Below are 17,711 nucleotides of genomic sequence, written 5' to 3' on the forward strand. Positions count from 1 at the left end.
GCCTATTTGCTCAATGTGTTCGGCTGAGATCGGAAATCAACCACCACAAAGGTACCTGTCCCCTTTGTGGTGGTGGGGTGCTAGGGGAGGAGCTTCATGGCGGCGTCGTGGGCGGCGTGCTCGTAGGCGTCGTCGAGGGGTTTGAGCGGCAACAGGGCGGCGGCCTGTGCGTCGCCACGGCGTTCGAGGGCGTGGGCGATGAGCCAGTCGGCGAGTTCGGGGTTCTTGGGCAGCGCCGGGCCATGCAGGTACGTGCCGATGACACCCTTGTAGATGAGACCCTCAAAGCCATCGTCGCCGTTGTTGCCGGTGCCCGTGACGACGGACGTTCCGAGCGGCGTGGCATCGGCGTCCAAAAGCGTGCGGCCACCGTGGTTCTCGAATCCCACAAAGGGCTCGGGTGCCAGGTCGGTCTTGACGGCGACGTTGCCGATCAGGCGGTCGGAGCCGCGTACGGTCTCGGCGGCAATGACGCCCAGGCCCTCGATGCGATTTTCGCCCATATAGTACGAACGGCCGAGCAGCTGATAGCTGCCGCAGATGGCGAGCAGCGAACCGCCGTCCTCAACATAGGCTGCGACCTTGTCTTTTTGGGCGAGCAGCTCGTGTGCCACGGCTAGCTGGTCGCGATCGGATCCGCCGCCCATCATGACGATATCGGCATCATGCAGATCGAGCACCTCGCCCATGCGGACCTCATCCACGCGAACGGGGATGCCGCGCCAGGCGCAGCGGCGCTCGAGGGCGATGACGTTGCCGCCGTCGCCATAGAGGTTGAGGGCATCGGGATACAGGTAGACGATGCGCAGCGGGCGCGAGAGCTCGACTGGCGCGATACCGACAGGAAGAGCGCTGCCGTCGGCGCGGACTGCGGCGCGGGCGGCAACCGTGGCTGCATCGGCACCCTTCAGCCCGTCGAGTTCCTTGACCAGCGGCGGGAAGGCCGTGTAGTTGGCGACGGCGTAGAAGGTGTCATCGGCGGCCTCGTCTGCCACGGCGCCGATCGCCTGCGCGACGTCCGAGATAATCGCGGCATCGATGCCGGCGTACTTGAGGCGTACCTGCATGTCGTGCGCACGCGTGCCTCCGGCAAAGGCGACAAGATCCGGCGTGTCGGCGATGCGCTCGAAGTCGACATCGTAGATCCACGAGACATCGTGGCCGTCGGCATCGTTATCGTTTAGGAAGAAGGCGCAGAGCCTGCCACCTGCCGTTTTAATGGACTGGATCTGGCGATCGAAGCCCACGGGATTCTTGGCCAGGTTGGCCTCGACGGTGCGGCCGGCAATATCCCAGCGGCCCATGCGTCCGCCGGCGGGCACGTAGGCATTAAGCGTGGGCTGCAGATGTGCCGCGTCCACGCCCAGCTCGTGCGCCGCAAAGAAGGCGGCGGCGACGTTATAGACCATGTACAGGCCGTTGTAGCGCGTGGCGATGTGCACGGCGGGCGCGTTGGCCTCGGGTCCAAAGGCCAGGTCAAAGCCGTAGCCGTCGCAGCCGAGCTCAACGCCCGTCACGCGGCGGAGCAGCGCGGGGCGACCCCAGCCGCACGAAGGGCAATGATAGGCGCCCAGCTGTCCGTACTGCACATAGTCGTATTCCAGCGGGGCGTTGCACTGCGAGCAAAAACGCGAGTCGCTAATGCGGTCGGACTCGGTGCCTGTGGCGCCGTCGATGCCAAAGGCGATGCTCGTGTTGGGGACGCGCGCGGCGATCGAGGCGCACAGCGGATCGTCGGCGTTGTAGATGAGCGTTGTTGCCGGAGAGAGCTCCAACGCATGGACGATGACGTCTTGGGTATGGTCGATCTCGCCGTAGCGGTCTAGCTGGTCGCGGAACAGGTTGAGCAGCACAAAGTACGTCGGTTTGAGCTTGGGCAGAACGCGTACGGTGTAGAGCTCGTCGCACTCAAAAACGCCCACGCGCTTGCCGCTGCTGGTGTGCTTAAGGCTGCCGCGGGCCTCGAGCAGAGCACCCACCACACCAGGCTCCATATTGTTGCCGGCACGGTTGCACACCACGGTAGCGCCGCTGGCAGCAACGGCGTCAGCGATGAGGTTGGAGGTGGTGGTCTTGCCATTAGTACCGGTAATCACCACGCTGCGGTCGACCAGGCTCGCGAGGTCGCTTAGCAGCTCGGGGTCGATCTTCATGGCGATGCGGCCGGGAAGCACGCCACCCTGGCGTTTGAGGACAGAGCGCAGTCCCCAGCGGGCGATATCGCTCGAGGTGCAGGCGAGAGATGAGCGGAGGTTCATGAAGCCGTTCCTAACATAGATGACATGGTCGGGGCGATCGCGTCGCTAAAAGCCGTAGCGGCGCGCAAATTCCTGGGCGAGCTGCGATACATCTTCGCAGGCGTTGGCCCAGGGGGCAAAGTCGGGGGTGTCCGAGATAATGCCGTCGGCCTCCCAAACTGCCTGGTGCGAAAGGTCCCAGGGGTCGCGCGGCTCGGGTCGGCAGGGAAGATACGGCGTCTGGTACATGGGATTCAGCAAGAAGAACGCGCCGCCCTCGCAGCGGTTAGCGAACTCACGCAGCGCACGCACCGCCGGGCGCATCTTGTTTGTTTTGAACAGCAAGATCGTGCGGGCGAGCAGGTACCAAGGAGAGTTTTCGAGTGCGTCTGCCCCCATCTGTTCCTCGAGCTGATGCGCCAGGGCAAAAAAGCCGTCCTGGTCTTCCAAGCGGGCGAGGGCAAGCAATACGGTGCCGGCGGCTCGGGTGGGATAGCCCTCCGCCTTAAGGACACGGCGAGCATAGTTGGCGGCGGCGCGGTAACGAGCGCTCGCCATGCACAGCTGCGAGATGGCCTCGAGTGTGTGAAGCCACCCGATAAGGGCCGGCTCGCTCACGGTAAGGTCCGCTGCGGTGACACCGTCGGCCAAAACATTATTGGCCCAATAGTGCGGGGCCTCCATATCAAACCCGGGCACGCTCTGTTGCAGGTAGTCGGCCGTGCTCGCCTCGAGCTTCATCAGGTCGCCCAGGCAGGCGTCAACGGGCGTGTCCGCCAAAATGATGGCGAGCAGCTGGGCATCGAGGACATGCGCATCGATGCGGACGATCTTGAGCAGCTCATCACGCATATCGTCGAACAGGCGGTTGCGCGTCTGCTCAAACTCCTCGTCGCTGCCCATGTCCTCGATGCGATGGAGCTCGTCGAGCAGGTGGCGATGAACACCGGCATAGGACAGCAGCGCCTGAGCATGCTCGGACTGCGCATACTTTTGGGGATTCGCGCTAATGTCGTTATGGACAAGCTCGCGTGCTGCATCGGTGAGCTCGGGGTGCGACGCCAGATAGGTGCGCTCCAGGTAGGCGGGGATGTAGACGCTCGGATCCATTAGAGGTCTCCTCCCTTAAACGGCAAGCCCTGCTCGGCCGCCCGCAGTATGCGCTCGTCGATCTGGGAGCGCACGATGTCGTTGGTGGCGACCCAGGCGGCAAAGCTGGCGTTGTCGGGCGCGCCCAGGCCCTCCTGCAGTACCGGCGTCGCCTCGGAGAGTGCAAGGACGAGCTCGTCGGTGGAGCCTGCACCCACGTTGACGCGGGCATAGACGCCATCGGGAAACTCGGTTTGGAAGTAGAGCGCCTCGGCTGCGTGCGGGCACGAGCGCGCAAGGATACGCAGGTAGTGCTCGGCACCCTCGTAGTCCAGCTCGCGCCAGGCTGCGCTCATCAGCGCGATGAGCGTCCACGGGTCCAAGTCACGCTCCGCGTCCTTGGGACGACGGCGCAGCGGCGTGTTGGCGAGATAGGGGACGGAGTGGGCAGAGCGAAAGCGCTTGAGCTCCTCGGCGGGGTATTCGAGCTTTGCCATGGCAAGCATCGCAGTATGGCGGACGCCGGCGGGGTCGTTGGGCGCAAAGTCCAGGCTGCGATTCGCGGCATCCAACGACATGCGGTAGCGGCCGCTAATGAGCGCGCGCGATGCCAAGGCGGCAAGCCAGCGCAGGTAGGGACGGCGGGTCAGGTCGCCTGCGGCCTCGCGCTCGTAGGGGTCCTGCGCCGAGGCGATCTTGAGCGCCAGGTCGTGTTCGACTTCATCGCACTTGGATACCAAGTACTGTACGTATTCCTCGTTGGAGTCAGCGGTGAGGGCGCACAACATGCGCTGCGCATCCCAGTTGGCCGGATCGAGTGCGGCGGCCTCGCGAAGCATGTTCTCGGCAGCGCCCTCTTCTTGCTCTGCCTGGGTATCGTCAGGGATAAAGGGAATGCGGTAGTCGACAGCCTCGACCACCTTGGCAATGAGATGCCCGGCGCGGTCACGGTCGTGCACGATGAGCGGCGCGGGGTTGCGGGTGAATTGTTCCATCAGACGTTCTACGGCGGTGCCGTCGGTGAGCGGGATATTGTCGCGGCGCAAGGCCTCAAGAACGAGGCGATGGCAATCCTCTTGAATGGGATCGAATGCCATGGGGCCTCCTTTGCTGCGGTTAGGGTTCAAATGTCTCTATATAAGGTTCTAGTTTACCCGCATGTGGCACACCGGGGGTGTCGCACTTAGACTTGCACCTTTGCACCACGAAGACGGATGTCGCACAAATGTCGGCACCTTGGACGACCGAGTGGTATCACGGTGCCGCAAACGGTCGATTTTTGGCGGCGAACGGGGCACATTTTGGAGAAGCACCGTCCTGCCCGGGATATGTAGTCAACCTTGATAAAACGTTTGCCCAGCTTGGGAGTATGAATGCCCCACAAGGGTCTTCAGGGATAGAAAAAACGTTTCATCATTGTCGGCTTTAGGTGAATAACTGACCAACCAGAACGGTAAAATAGTGTTTGTCTGAGCGTTGAGACGTTTAGACATCGCGCATTGTCATCGCCGGCAACGCGCAAAACGGTCCTAACGGAGCCAATCGGGTGCTCCGTTATATACGCAAGTCTAAGAGGGGCTTGTTTAGGAGGCACAGTATGGGACGTTTTACCAATCCTCGCGATCTGTACTTTGGTGAGGGCGCTCGCCACGAGGTGAAGAACCTCAAGGGCAAGAAGGCCATCATCGTTTCTGGCGGCAGCTCTATGCGCCGCGGCGGGTTCCTGCAGGACGTCGAGAACGACCTTAAGGAAGGCGGTTTCGAGGTCAAGCTGTTCGAGGGCGTCGAGTCCGACCCGTCCATCGAGACGGTCATGAAGGGCGCCGAGGCCATGCGCGAGTTCGAGCCCGACTGGATTATCGCCATCGGCGGCGGCTCGCCCATCGATGCCGCTAAGGCCATGTGGGTCTTCTACGAGTATCCCGAGGAGTCCTTCGATAACATCATCCAGCCGTTCAGCTTCCCCGAGCTGCGTCAGAAGGCTCATTTCTGCGCCATCTCCTCTACCTCCGGCACCGCTACCGAGGTCACCGCGTTCTCCGTCATCACCGACTACGCCAAGGGCATCAAGTACCCGCTGGCCGACTTCAACATCACCCCTGATGTCGCCATCGTCGACCCCGAGCTCACCTACACCATGCCCGCCAAGCTGTGCGCTCACACCGGCATGGATGCTCTGACCCACTGCATGGAGGCCTACGTTTCCACCTGCGCCTCTATGTTCACCGACGCCAACGCCCTGCACGGCATCCGCGAGATCGTCGAGTGGCTGCCCAAGTCCTATGCTGGCGACCATGAGGCCCGTCAGCACATGCACGAGGCTCAGTGCATCGCCGGTATCGCCTTCTCCTCGGGCCTGCTCGGCATCGTTCACTCCATGGCTCACAAGACCGGTGCTGCCTTCGAGAACGGCCACATCATCCACGGTGCTGCTAACGCCATGTACCTGGGCAAGGTCATCCAGTGGAACTCCAAGGACCCGCGTGCTGCCGAGCGTTACGCTTACGTGGCCAAGGAGATCCTGCACCTTCCCGGCGAGACCAACGAGGAGCTCATCGCTGCGCTCGTCCAGAAGATCCGCGACCTCAACGACCAGCTCAACATTCCGCAGTCCATCAAGGATTACGCGAATGGTGGCGTGAAGGTCGACGCCGAGAACCCGCAGATGGTTTCCGAGGAGGAGTTCCTCGCCAAGCTCCCCGAGATCGCCGCGAACGCCGAGCAGGACGCCTGCACGCCCGAGAACCCGCGTGAGACCAAGGCTGCCGACTTCGAGAAGATTCTCAAGGCCTGCTACTACGACACCGACATCGATTTCTAATCGACTCTTGTTATCGTAACGAGGGGCTCCGCACGTATCTGTACGGAGCCCCTTTCTTTTTCTTTTAGAGAATGGGATAGTTATGGCTGCAATTTTCAATAGCCCCAGCAAGTACATCCAGGGTCCGGACGAGCTCGCCAAGCTCGGCTCCTATGTCGAGCCGCTCGGCGCTAAGGCCCTCGTCGTCGTGACGCCTTCGGGCAAGAAGCGCGTCGGTGCCAAGATCGAGGGCGGTTTTGCCGAGGCTAAGGCCGAGCTGCTGTTTGAGGACTTTAACGGCGAGTGCTCCAAGGGCGAGGTCGATCGCCTGGTCGCGCTCGCTCGCGACAACGGTTGCGACATCATCGTCGGCGTCGGTGGCGGCAAGATCCTCGACACCGCGAAGGCCGTCGCCTATTACCTGGAGTCCCCGGTTATCATTTGCCCCACCATTGCTTCGACCGATGCCCCATGTTCGGCGCTTTCGGTGCTCTACACCGACGATGGCCAGTTCGATAAATATCTCTTCCTTAAGGCAAACCCCAACATTGTCCTGATGGATACGACGGTTATCGCGGCGAGCCCGGTGCGCCTGACGGTTTCCGGTATGGGCGATGCGCTCGCAACCTACTTTGAGGCCCAGGCGACGCATGATGCCGACGGTGGCACTTGCGCCGGCGGCAAGGGCGGAATGGCCGGCCTGGCGCTCGCCAAGCTCTGCTACGAGACGCTTATGGCCGATGGCGTCAAGGCCAAGGTCGCGCTGGAGAAGGGTGCGCTGACGCCTGCCGTCGAGCATATCATCGAGGCCAACACGCTGCTTTCGGGCATTGGCTTTGAGAGCTCGGGTCTTGCTGCTGCTCATGCCATCCACAATGGCCTGACGATGCTGCCCGAGTGCCATGGCATGTATCACGGCGAGAAGGTCGCCTTTGGCACCATCGTCCAGCTGGTACTCGAAGATGCTCCGACTGAGAAACTCGAGGAAGTCTTGGGCTTCTGCATTGAGCTGGGCCTGCCGGTCACGATGAAGGAACTTGGCGTTGCCGAGCTTACGCGCGAGCAGGCCATGATTGTTGCCGAGGCCGCCTGCGCGCCCGATGACACCATGTGCAACATGCCGTTTGAGGTGACGCCCGAGATGGTCGCAAACGCCATTCTGGGTGCCGACGCACTGGGTCACTACTACCTCATGGATGAGTAAATCACGCTAAAGAAGGGGCAAAGTAACCTGTTCCAATGCACAAGTTGGTGCAGGGGGGGGACAGGTTGCTTTGCATCAATCTTTGTTTGATGAAGGGCGGATTCGCGTATGGCGCTTCCTATGGTTTATGGCGGTCCCGGCCGGTATGTTCAGGGGCCGGGCGAACTTTCGCGTCAGGGCAGGTATTTGTCATGGTTGGGCTGCGCTGCCTATGTATTGTTTGACCAGGGCACCGAGGATCGGCTGTGCAGGCAGATCGTCGATGGATTTCTGGATGAAGATCTAAGCGAGCCGTTCTTTAAAATTTACAACGGTCCCTGTACGGAAGATGCTGTTGCCGAAATGGCTAAGGAAGCCCGGGCTGAGTATTGCGACATGGTAGTCGGTATCGGTGGTGGCAAGATGCTCGATATCGCCAAGGCAGTAGCGTTTTATGCCGAGCTGCCGTTGTGCGTATGCCCCACGGCGGCTTCGATGGACGGTCCGTGCAGCGCGATTTCGGTGCTGTACCACGAGGATGGGTCGTTCGACCGCTACCTGATGCTCGAGAAGAATCCGGACCTGGTCGTGGTCGATACCAACGTGGTCGCGGCGGCCCCACTGCGTATGACGGTCGCTGGTATGGGCGACGCGCTGGCAACGTACTTCGAGGCGCGTTCGTGCGCCGCGGCGCGAGGTGCGAACGAGCACGGTGGCGCGCCGGGGCACATGGCCCTGGTTGCGGCTCGTGCCTGCTATGACACACTTATGGAGTGCGGTGTCGCTGCCAAGCGCGATCTCAAGAAGGGCCGCATGTCACTAGCGGTTGAGCGCCTGATCGAGTGCAATATTCTGCTTTCGGGCGTTGGCTTTGAGGGTGGCGGTTTGGCGCTGGCGCATGCCATCGCCAACGGCCTGACGATTCTGCCTGAGTGCAAGGCCATGCACGGCGAGGCCGTGGCGTTTGGTCTGGTGGTTCAACTGCGCCTGGAGCGTGCGCCCGAGCTGGATCAGGTGCTTGAGTTTTGCCGGCGTGTCGGTCTGCCGACGACGCTCGAGGAGCTGGGCCTTGGCGAGATTTCCGATGCCGACCTGATGAGCGTTGCGGATGCGGCCTTTAGAAACGAACGCAATATGGCCAACGAGCAGGCCAAGGTGACCAAACAAAAGCTTGTCGAGCTCATGCGCGAGGCATAGTTTGGCGCTTGATTGACCTTGTGCAATCGAGGCGGCGATAGGCCATGGGCTATTTGCCGCAAAGATGCTCCGCGTGTAATTTGCCCGAGGCGTGGACCGATGGCGTATCATTATCTCTTGCTTGTTTGCACTGCTCAGGGAGGGGCCGCGCATGGCGCAGGAACACGATCTGTTTGATGACATTATCGAGATCAGCAAGGGTTTCGACTTTCTTAAAAACCCGCTTGGCGGTGTGACCGATGCACTCGATCCGTCGGCGCCGCAGTGGAATCCTGCCGACTACAAGGAGCGTCCGCGCGGAAACACCATTCCGTGCCTGGCCTGCAAAAACGAGAAGAGCGGCTGCACCGCGTGCATGGACGTGTGCCCGGTCAACGCCATCGAGGTCGAGGAAGACGCCATCGAGATCCTCGACTCCTGTCGCAAGTGCGGCCTGTGCGCCGCTGCCTGTCCGACCGAGGCGATCATCTCGCCGCGCCTGGCGCCCAAAAACCTGTATGACGATATCGTCTCTGCTGCTACGAGTCATGAGACCGCCTACGTTACCTGCACGCGTGCTCTTAAGCGCATGCCGCGCGAGAACGAGGTCGTCGTTGCCTGTGTGGGCGATATTACGGCCGAGACCTGGTTCTCGGTGCTGGCCGATTATCCCAATGTGAGCGTGTACCTGCCGTTGGGCGTGTGCGATAAGTGCCGTAACACCGGTGGCGAGGACATCTTGGGCGAGGCCATTGCTACCGCCGAGGAGTGGGCGGGCACGGGCATGGGTCTGGAGGTCGATCCCAAGAGCCTCAAGTGCCATAAGCGCCGCGAGTACGAGCGCAAGGAGTACATGGAAAAGATCGCCCGCACCACGGGCCTTACCGTGACAAAGCTCAATCCGGCAACGGCGGCACTGGCCTCGGTGACGCAGAAGCTCAAAGCCCATCGCCATCAGATCACGCAGCTCGAGCGTACGCTCAACACCATGTGCGGCACCACGACGACCAAACGTCGCCGTTTGCTCACGCACGGGCGCCAACTGGTGCTCTCGACGCTGCAAAACCACCCCGAGCTTGCCCAGAACATGCAGGTGAGCACGCCTGAGTGTGATTTTGACAAGTGCACGTCGTGTGGCGAGTGTGTCAATGTGTGTCCCACGTTCGCCTGCGATTTGGTGGGAAGCGGCCGCTTTGCGTTGGAGTCCACGTATTGTTTGGGCTGCGGTGCCTGCGTCAAGGTGTGCCCCGAGCATGCGCTCAAGTTAGTTAAGCATGACGCGTCCAATCTGGTCGTCGTCGATCCCGAAGCCGAGGAAAAGGCCGCCCAGAAGGCGAAGGCTCACGAAGAAGCTGAGAAGGTCAAGGCCGAGGCAAAGGCCAAGCTTGACAAGATGCTCGACCAGGTGGAAAAGCTCGCGGACTAGTCAGCGAGCCCTATCTCTGCTTCATTCGTGCCGCCGTGGCGTCTGGGTTCGCCCAGATGCTGCGGTGGCGCTATACTTATGCAGTTTGAAATGCTTGTACCAAAAGGAGCTGTCGTGTCCCTTTCCATCGGTATCGTGGGCCTGCCCAACGTGGGCAAGTCGACGCTGTTCACCGCGCTTACCAAAAAGACCGGCCTTGCCGCCAACTACCCGTTTGCCACGATCGACCCCAACGTGGGTATCGTCGATGTGCCCGATAGCCGCTTGCAAAAGCTCGCCGACATCGTTAACCCGGGTCGCATTGTGCCAGCGACGGTCGAGTTCGTCGACATCGCAGGTCTGGTGAAGGGGGCTAACGAGGGCGAGGGTCTGGGTAACCAGTTCCTGGCCAACATTCGCGAGACCGACGCCATCTGCGAGGTCGTGCGCTACTTTAAGGACCCCAACGTTATGCGCGAGGTGGGCCGCACGGGCGAGTTCGTCGATCCCGCCGGTGACGCCGACACCATCATGACCGAGCTTATCCTGGCCGACATGGGCACGCTCGAGAAGCAGCTGCCCAAGCTCGAGAAAGAGGCCAAGCGCGACAAGGAGCTCATGCCCAAGTTCGAGGTCGCTAAGCGCCTGCTTGCCTGGCTCAACGAGGGCAAGCGCGCCGCGTCCATGGAGATGACCGACGAGGAACGTGCTGCCGCTAAGGGCCTGTTCCTGCTCACCATGAAGCCCATCCTGTACGTGGCCAACGTAGACGAGGACATGCTCAACGAGGACCTGGCGCCCATCGACGGCGTCAAGCCGCTGCCCATCTGTGCCAAGATCGAGGCCGAGCTTTCCGAGCTCGATCCCGAGGACGCGGCCGACTACCTGGAGAGCTTGGGCCTGGAGCAGCCCGGCCTGGACGTGCTCGCGCAGGCGGCCTATAAGCTGCTCGGCCTGCAGTCGTTCTTTACGGCTGGCGAGATGGAGGTCAAGGCTTGGACGGTACGTCAGGGCGCGACCGCCCCGCAGGCCGCCGGCGTCATCCACACCGACTTTGAGCGCGGCTTTATTAAGGCCGAGGTTATTGGCTATGACGACTACATCGAGCTCGGCGGTGAGCAGGGCGCCAAGGCCGCCGGCAAGCTGCGCATCGAGGGCAAGGACTATGTCATGGCCGATGGCGACGTCGTGCACTTCCGCTTTAACGTGTAAGGACGACGCGCATGTTTAAATATGGCAAAAAAGCCGGCTACATGGGCATCGCGCTGCTGGTGCTCGCGGTGCTTCCGCTGGTGGTCGCAGCGTTTGTTATCCCCAACATTGGTTCCGAGGTAGCAACGAAGTTTAACGCAGCCGGCGAGGTGACGCGCTGGGGCAAGAGCTACGAGCTGCTGGCACTGCCGGTGCTCAACCTGCTGCTGAGCGTGGCGACGTACTTTACGGCGGGACGCCAGGCCAAGAACAATGAGGACTCCGCCGCCATGGCGCGCATCGTGTGCGAGCGCTATCTGCGCAACGGTTGCATCACGGGTGTGTTCCTCAACGTTATCAACGTTTACTTTATGTACTCGGCGATTACCGGAACGGGCTTTGGCTTTGGTTTCTAGCCTGTCCTTTTAGGCAACGAGCCTGCACGCATATTCAATGGCTGCTGCGAGGCCGCCGCTCGATCGTGGCTTAAAGACCATATCGGCGGCGGCCTCGTTTTCGTATCCGGCGCCGCGAAGGGTGAGCGCGGTACCGGCTTCCAGGAGAAGGGGCAGACCGCGTTGGCTGGTTGCGATTACGGCAGCCTGATTGAGCGAGCAGCTGTGCGCTTGGCATTGGATGGCAAGTTCACCTTGCGCCGGGCAAGGGACCAGAACGGCGGCGACGCGACTTGATAGCAATGCAAATGCTGTGCGCTCATCGGGCGAAAGGCATTCAGCTTCAACAACGACGAGCTTGGGCGGTGCGCTGTTTGTGCGAAGCGTAGTTCGGTGCATGCGGACCGAAGAACCCGACATAGAAAACTCCTGTGTATTCGGCAAAACGTAAACTATAGTTTACGTTTTTGTTCAGCTCCATTTCAAACTCGGCTGCATGGACGAACGTGCGAAACAGATTCTTGGCAAGCGAGTCGAGCAGACGCGCAAGGACCTTGGTATCTCCAAGGTCGATTTTTGTGTGGCAGCAGGAATCAGCCGTCCCTATCTCGACAGAATCGAAGATGGGACGGCAAATTTCACGCTCAAGGTTCTATTTAAGATCGCGCCCGCACTCGGCATGACGGTGTCAGAGCTTCTCGAGGGGATCGAATAGGGGATACCCGTCGATAACTGTATTACGCCATCGGGACGCGGTCGTGGTTGACTTGGCTGTAGAACAGGCGCTGGATTTCGGCGGCATCGCGTGACTGGCCGAGTGCCCACATGGTTTTGGCCACGAGCGTCTCGGTGGTCATGTCATCGCCGCGCAAAATGCCCGGATGATCGGCGTAGGCACGGCCGACCTCATAAACACCCAGGTCAAGGCCCTCTTCGGGGACCTGCGTGGTCATAACGACGGTGCGGCCCGAATCGACCCAGCGGAAAATCGCCTCTTGGAACGACTCGTCCGACTCGCCAAACTCGGGGATACCGCCAATGCCAAAGGTCTCCAGAATCACGGCGTCGTAGCTATCGGCAAGGGCGTCGAGGATGCCCGGGTTTACGCCGGGCGTAAGCTTGAGTACAAATACGCGCGGGTCGATGCTGTCGTAGAAACGAACCGGGTTCTCGTTCTGGTGAGTGCCGTGGAGTCCGTTGCGAACGATGCGGTCGTTGCGGATATAGGCAATGGGCGGATAGTTGACGCTAATGAACGCATTAAAGCTCATGGTGCGCTGCTTGCGGGCACGCGTGCCGGCAATGGCGACGCCGCCAAACACGATCGAGACGTCGTGCGAGTGTTCGTCGAGCGCATAGAGCAGGCTCTGGTACAGGTTGAGCTTGGCGTCAGTAAAGGGATTGCCCATGGGCTTTTGCGAGCCGGTGAGTACGATGGGCTTGGGGCTGTCCTGAATCAGGTAGGAAAGCGCCGCCGCGGTGTAGCTCATGGTGTCGGTGCCGTGCAGAATCACGAAGCCGTCGTGGTCGGCATAACCCTCGACGATGACGTCGCGGATACGCATCCAGTCACTGGGGCGCATATTGGTGCTGTCGATGTTCATGGGCTGCACAACGTCGAGCTCGCAGAGGCCCGAAATCTCGGGGACGCTCTGGGCGAGCTCCTCACCGGTCAGGGCGGGGGAGAGGCCGTTGCCGTCCTCGGTCGATGCGATGGTGCCGCCCGTGGCGATGAGAAGGATGCGCTTCATGCTGGTATTCCTATCGTATTTGCCGCCGCAGAGGCGGAGTCGTTCGGCAGTATTGTGGCACAGGGCGTCCAATGTTCAAGCGTATTACATCATCTGTAACGTTTGGTAATACTTCAATTGCCGTCAAATAGGGGCCCAGGTCGTGCGTTTGCCGTGCGCTGATGGCTGTGAGGGACGAGAAACCCCATATAACGTGTACACTATGAAAGTTATTTTTGTTCATTCACGCGGGTGGGCACCGGCTCCCCGCCAACAAGAGGGGGAAACCATGGATCAAAAGGCTTCCGCAAAGGTCCTCGTACTCGACTTTGGTGCGCAGTACGGTCAGCTCATTGCCCGTCGCGTCCGCGACCTCAACGTGTATTCCGAGATTGTTCCCTGCGACATCTCGGCCGATGAGATTCGCGAGATGAACGCCTCTGCGCTCATCCTTTCCGGCGGCCCGGCTTCCGTGTATGCCGAGGACGCTCCGTCCATCGATCCCGCCATCTTTGACCTGGGCCTTCCCGTCCTGGGCTTCTGCTACGGCCATCAGATCACGGCCGTGACGCTCGGCGGCAAGGTCGGCCACTCCGAGGTGGGCGAGTACGGCCGCGCCACTATCACGCGCACGGCAGGCGCCAAGCTCTTTAACTCCACGCCCATGGAGCAGACCGTGTGGATGAGCCACCGCGACGCCGTGTCCGAGGTGCCCGAGGGCTTTACCGTTACCGCCAGCACCGACGTGTGCCCGGTTGCCGCCATGGAGTGCGTCGAGCGCAAGATTTTCACCACGCAGTTCCACCCCGAGGTCAAGCACTCCGAGTACGGTCAGCAGCTGCTGAGCAACTTCCTGTTTGAGATCTGCGGTCTGGAGCCCAACTGGAGCATGGACAACCTGGTCGAGACCATGACGGCCGAGTTCCGCGAGAAGGTCGGCGACGACCGCGTGATTCTGGCCCTGTCCGGCGGCGTCGACTCCTCCGTCGTGGCTGCGCTGGGCGCTCGCGCCGTGGGCAAGCAGATGACCTGCGTGTTCATCAACCACGGCCTGCTGCGCAAGGGCGAGCCCGAGCAGGTGGAGGAGGTCTTCACCAAGCAGTTTGACGTCGACTTTATCCACGTCCACGCCGAGGACCGCTATGCCGAGCTTCTGGCCGGCGTGACCGAGCCCGAGGAGAAGCGCCGCATCATCGGTACGCAGTTCTGGAAAGAGTTCTTCGCCGTGGCGCAGCAGCTCGAGACCGATGGCAAGCCGGTCAAGTACCTGGCTCAGGGCACCATCTATCCCGACATCATCGAGTCTGGCGCTCGCAAGACGGGCGGCAAGACGGCCACCATCAAGAGCCACCACAACCTGATCCCGTTCCCCGAGGGCGTGCACTTCGACCTCATCGAGCCGCTCGACCACTTCTTTAAGGACGAGGTCCGTGCGCTTGGTCTGGCGCTCGGCCTGCCGGGCCATATCGTGTTCCGTCAGCCCTTCCCGGGCCCGGGTCTGGCCATCCGCATCATCGGTGCGGTCGACAAGGAGAAGCTCGAGATCCTCAAGAACGCCGACGCCATCGTGCGCGAGGAGCTCGACGCCTACAACCAGCGTCTGTTTGAGCAGACCGGCGAGCGCAACTCCGAGCACAGCTGCTGGCAGTATTTCGCGGTCCTGCCCGACATTAAGTCCGTCGGCGTTATGGGCGACGAGCGCACCTATCAGCGCCCGATCATCCTGCGCGCCGTCGAGTCCAGCGACGCCATGACCGCCGACTGGGCCAAGCTGCCCTACGACGTGCTTGCCCGCATCTCCGGCCGCATCGTGGCCGAGGTTCCCGGCGCCAACCGCGTGTGCTACGACATCACGTCCAAGCCGCCCGCGACGATTGAGTGGGAATAGAACATACGTTCGATAAAATAATATAGTATCAGATAGCGGGCACGGTTTCAATTGAATCCGTGCCCGCTGCTGTATGCGTGTCCTTGCACGCCCAATATGCGCCGTAAAAGCCGTCTTCTTCGACGTCAAAGTGAATGCGCTTCGTTTTCGCCTCTCAAAATCTTATTTTCACGATTTGCATTTTCATCCCGTTGTCACCGACCCTTGCGAGAAACCGGAAAAAGCAGCTGACAGAAGAGTCTCTCAAATCGTTGTAGCCCAGCATATAGCCGCGACTTGTGACCTGCAGACGGCTGTCCCACGTGCCGATTTCCTTGGCGGCATCCGAAACCGCAAAATATGCCCCCACATCCTTGATTTTTGCAGTCTTAAGCCATGTTTTTGCGATCATCTTTACCGCCGTCCGATTGGCAGCATCAAAGACCAGCACACTGCCGGGGAAAGCGTCCGCCATCCCCCGCACCAGTTCCCGGACCTGCTGGGTCAGAAAGTAATAGAACACCCCGGAGGCAAAGAACACCGCCCCGCGGGAGGCATCGATTTTGCTAAACCATGCGGTGTCTTTCAGGTCGCAGGGGATATTTTGTTCTCGATCCCCGGCGGGCAGTAGCTGCTGCCGCAAGGCAATCACATCCGGGAAGTCCAGATTGTAGATCTTGCATCTACCGTTGTCGCAGGTTCTGCCGGTGTTGTCCAGCCCGCAGCCCAGATTGACCACCGCCGCATTGGGGTGGCCTTTCAGGTAATCCCGCACCTCGAAAGCAAGATCACTCTGCCGTGTGGCCACCTCCAGCGCACCAAAGCGCTGCATCAGGCTGCGGGAGTTTTTCTCTGCCTCTGAAAAGTCGTAGTCGATCTGGTCGAGCAGACGAACCGCTGTTTCATCCCTGTAAAGGTTCGGGTACAACTCCGTACACAGCTTCCGGGAATACAGCGGGAGGATCAGCGTCTCCTGCACGGTGTTTTTCTCAATTTTACATTTCATAGGTTTCTTCCTCAGTGAATAAAAACTGTCATAATTGCCGCCAGCATAGCCGCTATGACCGTCATGCCTATCGCCATGTGCAGGATGGATGCAAAAATGCCCGTGCTTGATACCCCTACTTCCGCGCCGTGACGCAGAGCCACTTTTTCTTTTTGTGTATCTGCACCTCGTGAAAACCCGCCTGCTCCAGACATGCCTTTAATTCAATGTCCTTGTAGATGGTCATGCCGCCGATGATCTGCGTCCACCTCTCGTCCTTGTCCGTATCGCCATTGCTCTCGTTGCAGATAAGAATTGTCCCGCCTGGCTTCAGCGTCCGCCAGACCTCACGGAAGCATCGGGGCAAATCAGGCCAAAAATAGACGGTCTCAAAGGCCGTGGCGGCATCGAAGTAGCTATCCTCATACACCATATCCGCCACACTGCCTTGCAGAACGGCGCAACGCCCCTCCTGAATTGCAATTCGGTTGAGCTTTCTAGTCTTCTCCACGCTGACGGGCGAATAGTCGACGCCCTTGACGACGCCATGCGGGCATTTTTTCAGCAGCCGTTTTATGTTCGCCCCGCCGCCGCAGCCGCAATCCAGCACCTTGGCATTTGGCGCAAGTCGTAGAAATCGAAGTCCCCACCGCGCCACAGGGCTGTGGCCCAGATTCATCATGGCAACCATAAGTTTTCCGCCGAGGCCCACGGGCTTGCGGGTGTTTTCAAAGAACGACATCTGGCCCCTCCGATTTCGTGCATTCCGCATAGGTCAATGGGAACGAGGCCTTCAGCACCGCGCTTTTCTGCACCGCCCAGCCGTTTTGACGCAGGAAACGCAGGTATTCCTCGCTTGTCCACCTGCTGTGGAGGGGGAATCCCGCCATACTCATGAAAAAGGCTTTTGCCTTGCCGGAAACCGAGTTCCCCGCGTGGGTGAAGGTTGGCGCGATGAGCACGCCGTCGTCCTTCAGTACCCGCCTGATTTCTTGCAGTGCCTTTTCCGGATGCGGCACTATGTGAAGCGCGTTGGACGCGATCACCACTTCGAAGGACTTCTGTGCATAGGGCAGGCGGAACATATCTTGTACGGAAAAGTGCAGCTTTGCGGATTGATTGTCCCGCTTTGCTTCAAGGATCATCTGTGCAGAAGCGTCCGTAGCCTCGATGTGCACCGCCGCATCCACGATGCTCTTTGCGATAAGCCCCGTGCCGGTGGCAACCTCCAGTACGGTTTTTGCTTTCACCACCGGCCTGATCAGCTCATACATCTTCTCATACGCCGCCCGGTCCTTTCGCATGAAACGGTCGTACCGACCGGCATTCTTGTCCCAGAAGCCCTTGCGTTCGTGCATGGCTATCGCCCCCCAAACAGTTAGAGCAATCTAACTATAACACACGAATCATGCAGTAAGATAAGGCTAACCTTATTTCTTGGCCAAGACGCATCTCTTCGGTTTTGCTTATAACGGTGTGAGTCAGATACTAAGCTGGAGCTGAAGAAGGAGCTTGGCGGACAGGTAGGTCGATACCGGTTCCCGGAACGGTGATCCAGCCAATTACACCAGGGCCCTAGTCATTGAGTGGGAATAGAAAATTCCTTAGTTATGGGGGTATAAAATTGATTTCCTTTAGGATACCCCCCCCCAT

The 17,711-nt window shown here is 60.2% G+C and carries 16 protein-coding genes; 8 read left to right on the plus strand and 8 right to left on the minus strand.

Annotation, left to right across the window (positions count from 1 at the left end; genetic code table 11):
- Positions 1-80: 80 nt before the first annotated feature.
- The 3 genes from DW661_RS10365 to DW661_RS07955 are packed head-to-tail and all read right to left on the minus strand — an operon-like array spanning position 81 to position 4,423.
- Positions 81-2,258 (minus strand): MurT ligase domain-containing protein, encoded by a 2,178-nt coding sequence (locus DW661_RS10365; protein ID WP_233547481.1) that lies wholly within the window; start codon positions 2,256-2,258, stop codon positions 81-83.
- A gap of 45 nt (positions 2,259-2,303) precedes the next feature.
- Positions 2,304-3,347, minus strand: a complete 1,044-nt coding sequence (locus DW661_RS07950) for a hypothetical protein (protein ID WP_118935303.1) — start codon at positions 3,345-3,347, stop codon at positions 2,304-2,306.
- Positions 3,347-4,423 carry a hypothetical protein gene (locus DW661_RS07955; RefSeq protein WP_118935304.1) on the minus strand — a complete coding sequence of 359 codons (1,077 nt, stop codon included), beginning with the start codon at positions 4,421-4,423 and terminating at the stop codon, positions 3,347-3,349. Before DW661_RS07955 ends, DW661_RS07950 begins: the two co-directional genes overlap by 1 nt.
- Before the next feature lie 500 nt (positions 4,424-4,923).
- Between DW661_RS07955 and DW661_RS07960 the strand changes: the two genes are divergently transcribed.
- The 6 genes from DW661_RS07960 to DW661_RS07985 all read left to right on the plus strand — a co-directional run bounded on the left by DW661_RS07960 (position 4,924) and on the right by DW661_RS07985 (position 11,497).
- On the plus strand, positions 4,924-6,147 hold the full coding sequence (locus DW661_RS07960; protein WP_006234677.1) for an iron-containing alcohol dehydrogenase: 1,224 nt from the start codon (positions 4,924-4,926) through the stop codon (positions 6,145-6,147).
- 82 nt (positions 6,148-6,229) lie between these two features.
- Complete coding sequence (locus DW661_RS07965) at positions 6,230-7,330, plus strand: glycerol dehydrogenase (protein WP_117628887.1); 1,101 nt, start codon at positions 6,230-6,232, stop codon at positions 7,328-7,330.
- Positions 7,331-7,438: 108 nt separating this feature from the next.
- On the plus strand, positions 7,439-8,506 hold the full coding sequence (locus tag DW661_RS07970) for a glycerol dehydrogenase (protein WP_118935305.1): 1,068 nt from the start codon (positions 7,439-7,441) through the stop codon (positions 8,504-8,506).
- A gap of 151 nt (positions 8,507-8,657) precedes the next feature.
- Positions 8,658-9,911 carry a 4Fe-4S binding protein gene (locus DW661_RS07975; RefSeq protein ID WP_118935306.1) on the plus strand — a complete coding sequence of 418 codons (1,254 nt, stop codon included), beginning with the start codon at positions 8,658-8,660 and terminating at the stop codon, positions 9,909-9,911.
- 114 nt (positions 9,912-10,025) lie between these two features.
- Positions 10,026-11,102 carry a redox-regulated ATPase YchF gene (ychF, locus tag DW661_RS07980; protein WP_055309950.1) on the plus strand — a complete coding sequence of 359 codons (1,077 nt, stop codon included), beginning with the start codon at positions 10,026-10,028 and terminating at the stop codon, positions 11,100-11,102.
- An 11-nt stretch (positions 11,103-11,113) separates the two neighbouring features.
- Positions 11,114-11,497 (plus strand): DUF1648 domain-containing protein, encoded by a 384-nt coding sequence (locus tag DW661_RS07985; RefSeq protein ID WP_118935307.1) that lies wholly within the window; start codon positions 11,114-11,116, stop codon positions 11,495-11,497.
- Positions 11,498-11,506: 9 nt separating this feature from the next.
- Here the strand turns inward: DW661_RS07985 and DW661_RS07990 are convergent, their stop codons facing one another.
- A complete protein-coding gene (locus DW661_RS07990) occupies positions 11,507-11,896 on the minus strand; it encodes a hypothetical protein (protein WP_118935308.1) in 390 nt (129 codons plus the stop codon).
- A gap of 76 nt (positions 11,897-11,972) precedes the next feature.
- Here DW661_RS07990 and DW661_RS07995 point away from each other — a divergent pair, with 76 nt between their 5' ends.
- Positions 11,973-12,191: a helix-turn-helix domain-containing protein gene (locus tag DW661_RS07995; protein ID WP_118935309.1), complete on the plus strand. Its 219-nt coding sequence runs from the start codon at positions 11,973-11,975 to the stop codon at positions 12,189-12,191.
- Between the two features lie 22 nt (positions 12,192-12,213).
- Here the strand turns inward: DW661_RS07995 and DW661_RS08000 are convergent, their stop codons facing one another.
- Positions 12,214-13,227 (minus strand): asparaginase, encoded by a 1,014-nt coding sequence (locus DW661_RS08000; RefSeq protein ID WP_118935310.1) that lies wholly within the window; start codon positions 13,225-13,227, stop codon positions 12,214-12,216.
- Between the two features lie 268 nt (positions 13,228-13,495).
- Between DW661_RS08000 and guaA the strand changes: the two genes are divergently transcribed.
- Positions 13,496-15,094, plus strand: a complete 1,599-nt coding sequence (gene guaA / locus DW661_RS08005) for a glutamine-hydrolyzing GMP synthase (protein WP_035136929.1) — start codon at positions 13,496-13,498, stop codon at positions 15,092-15,094.
- Between the two features lie 154 nt (positions 15,095-15,248).
- Here the strand turns inward: guaA and DW661_RS08010 are convergent, their stop codons facing one another.
- The 3 genes from DW661_RS08010 to DW661_RS08020 all read right to left on the minus strand — a co-directional run bounded on the left by DW661_RS08010 (position 15,249) and on the right by DW661_RS08020 (position 17,416).
- Positions 15,249-16,079, minus strand: coding sequence for a class I SAM-dependent methyltransferase (locus tag DW661_RS08010; protein ID WP_117640126.1), 831 nt, complete (start codon positions 16,077-16,079; stop codon positions 15,249-15,251).
- Positions 16,080-16,194: 115 nt separating this feature from the next.
- On the minus strand, positions 16,195-16,800 hold the full coding sequence (locus DW661_RS08015) for a class I SAM-dependent methyltransferase (protein ID WP_118935311.1): 606 nt from the start codon (positions 16,798-16,800) through the stop codon (positions 16,195-16,197).
- Complete coding sequence (locus DW661_RS08020; RefSeq protein WP_117563603.1) at positions 16,787-17,416, minus strand: class I SAM-dependent methyltransferase; 630 nt, start codon at positions 17,414-17,416, stop codon at positions 16,787-16,789. Before DW661_RS08020 ends, DW661_RS08015 begins: the two co-directional genes overlap by 14 nt.
- Between the last annotated feature and the right edge of the window lie 295 nt (positions 17,417-17,711).

Origin of the sequence: Collinsella sp. AM24-1, from assembly GCF_003470325.1 — a bacterium.
Classification (GTDB): Bacteria; Actinomycetota; Coriobacteriia; order Coriobacteriales; family Coriobacteriaceae; genus Collinsella.

Bases quoted from the DNA above. Each gene is read 5' to 3' on its own strand.
- DW661_RS10365 (WP_233547481.1), bottom strand. From the start codon at position 2,258: ATGAACCTCCGCTCATCTCTCGCCTGCACCTCGAGCGATATCGCCCGC.
- DW661_RS07950 (WP_118935303.1), bottom strand. From the start codon at position 3,347: ATGGATCCGAGCGTCTACATCCCCGCCTACCTGGAGCGCACCTATCTG.
- DW661_RS07955 (WP_118935304.1), bottom strand. From the start codon at position 4,423: ATGGCATTCGATCCCATTCAAGAGGATTGCCATCGCCTCGTTCTTGAG.
- DW661_RS07960 (WP_006234677.1), top strand. From the start codon at position 4,924: ATGGGACGTTTTACCAATCCTCGCGATCTGTACTTTGGTGAGGGCGCT.
- DW661_RS07965 (WP_117628887.1), top strand. From the start codon at position 6,230: ATGGCTGCAATTTTCAATAGCCCCAGCAAGTACATCCAGGGTCCGGAC.
- DW661_RS07970 (WP_118935305.1), top strand. From the start codon at position 7,439: ATGGCGCTTCCTATGGTTTATGGCGGTCCCGGCCGGTATGTTCAGGGG.
- DW661_RS07975 (WP_118935306.1), top strand. From the start codon at position 8,658: ATGGCGCAGGAACACGATCTGTTTGATGACATTATCGAGATCAGCAAG.
- DW661_RS07985 (WP_118935307.1), top strand. From the start codon at position 11,114: ATGTTTAAATATGGCAAAAAAGCCGGCTACATGGGCATCGCGCTGCTG.
- DW661_RS07990 (WP_118935308.1), bottom strand. From the start codon at position 11,896: ATGTCGGGTTCTTCGGTCCGCATGCACCGAACTACGCTTCGCACAAAC.
- DW661_RS07995 (WP_118935309.1), top strand. From the start codon at position 11,973: ATGGACGAACGTGCGAAACAGATTCTTGGCAAGCGAGTCGAGCAGACG.
- DW661_RS08000 (WP_118935310.1), bottom strand. From the start codon at position 13,227: ATGAAGCGCATCCTTCTCATCGCCACGGGCGGCACCATCGCATCGACC.
- guaA (WP_035136929.1), top strand. From the start codon at position 13,496: ATGGATCAAAAGGCTTCCGCAAAGGTCCTCGTACTCGACTTTGGTGCG.
- DW661_RS08010 (WP_117640126.1), bottom strand. From the start codon at position 16,079: ATGAAATGTAAAATTGAGAAAAACACCGTGCAGGAGACGCTGATCCTC.
- DW661_RS08015 (WP_118935311.1), bottom strand. From the start codon at position 16,800: ATGTCGTTCTTTGAAAACACCCGCAAGCCCGTGGGCCTCGGCGGAAAA.
- DW661_RS08020 (WP_117563603.1), bottom strand. From the start codon at position 17,416: ATGCACGAACGCAAGGGCTTCTGGGACAAGAATGCCGGTCGGTACGAC.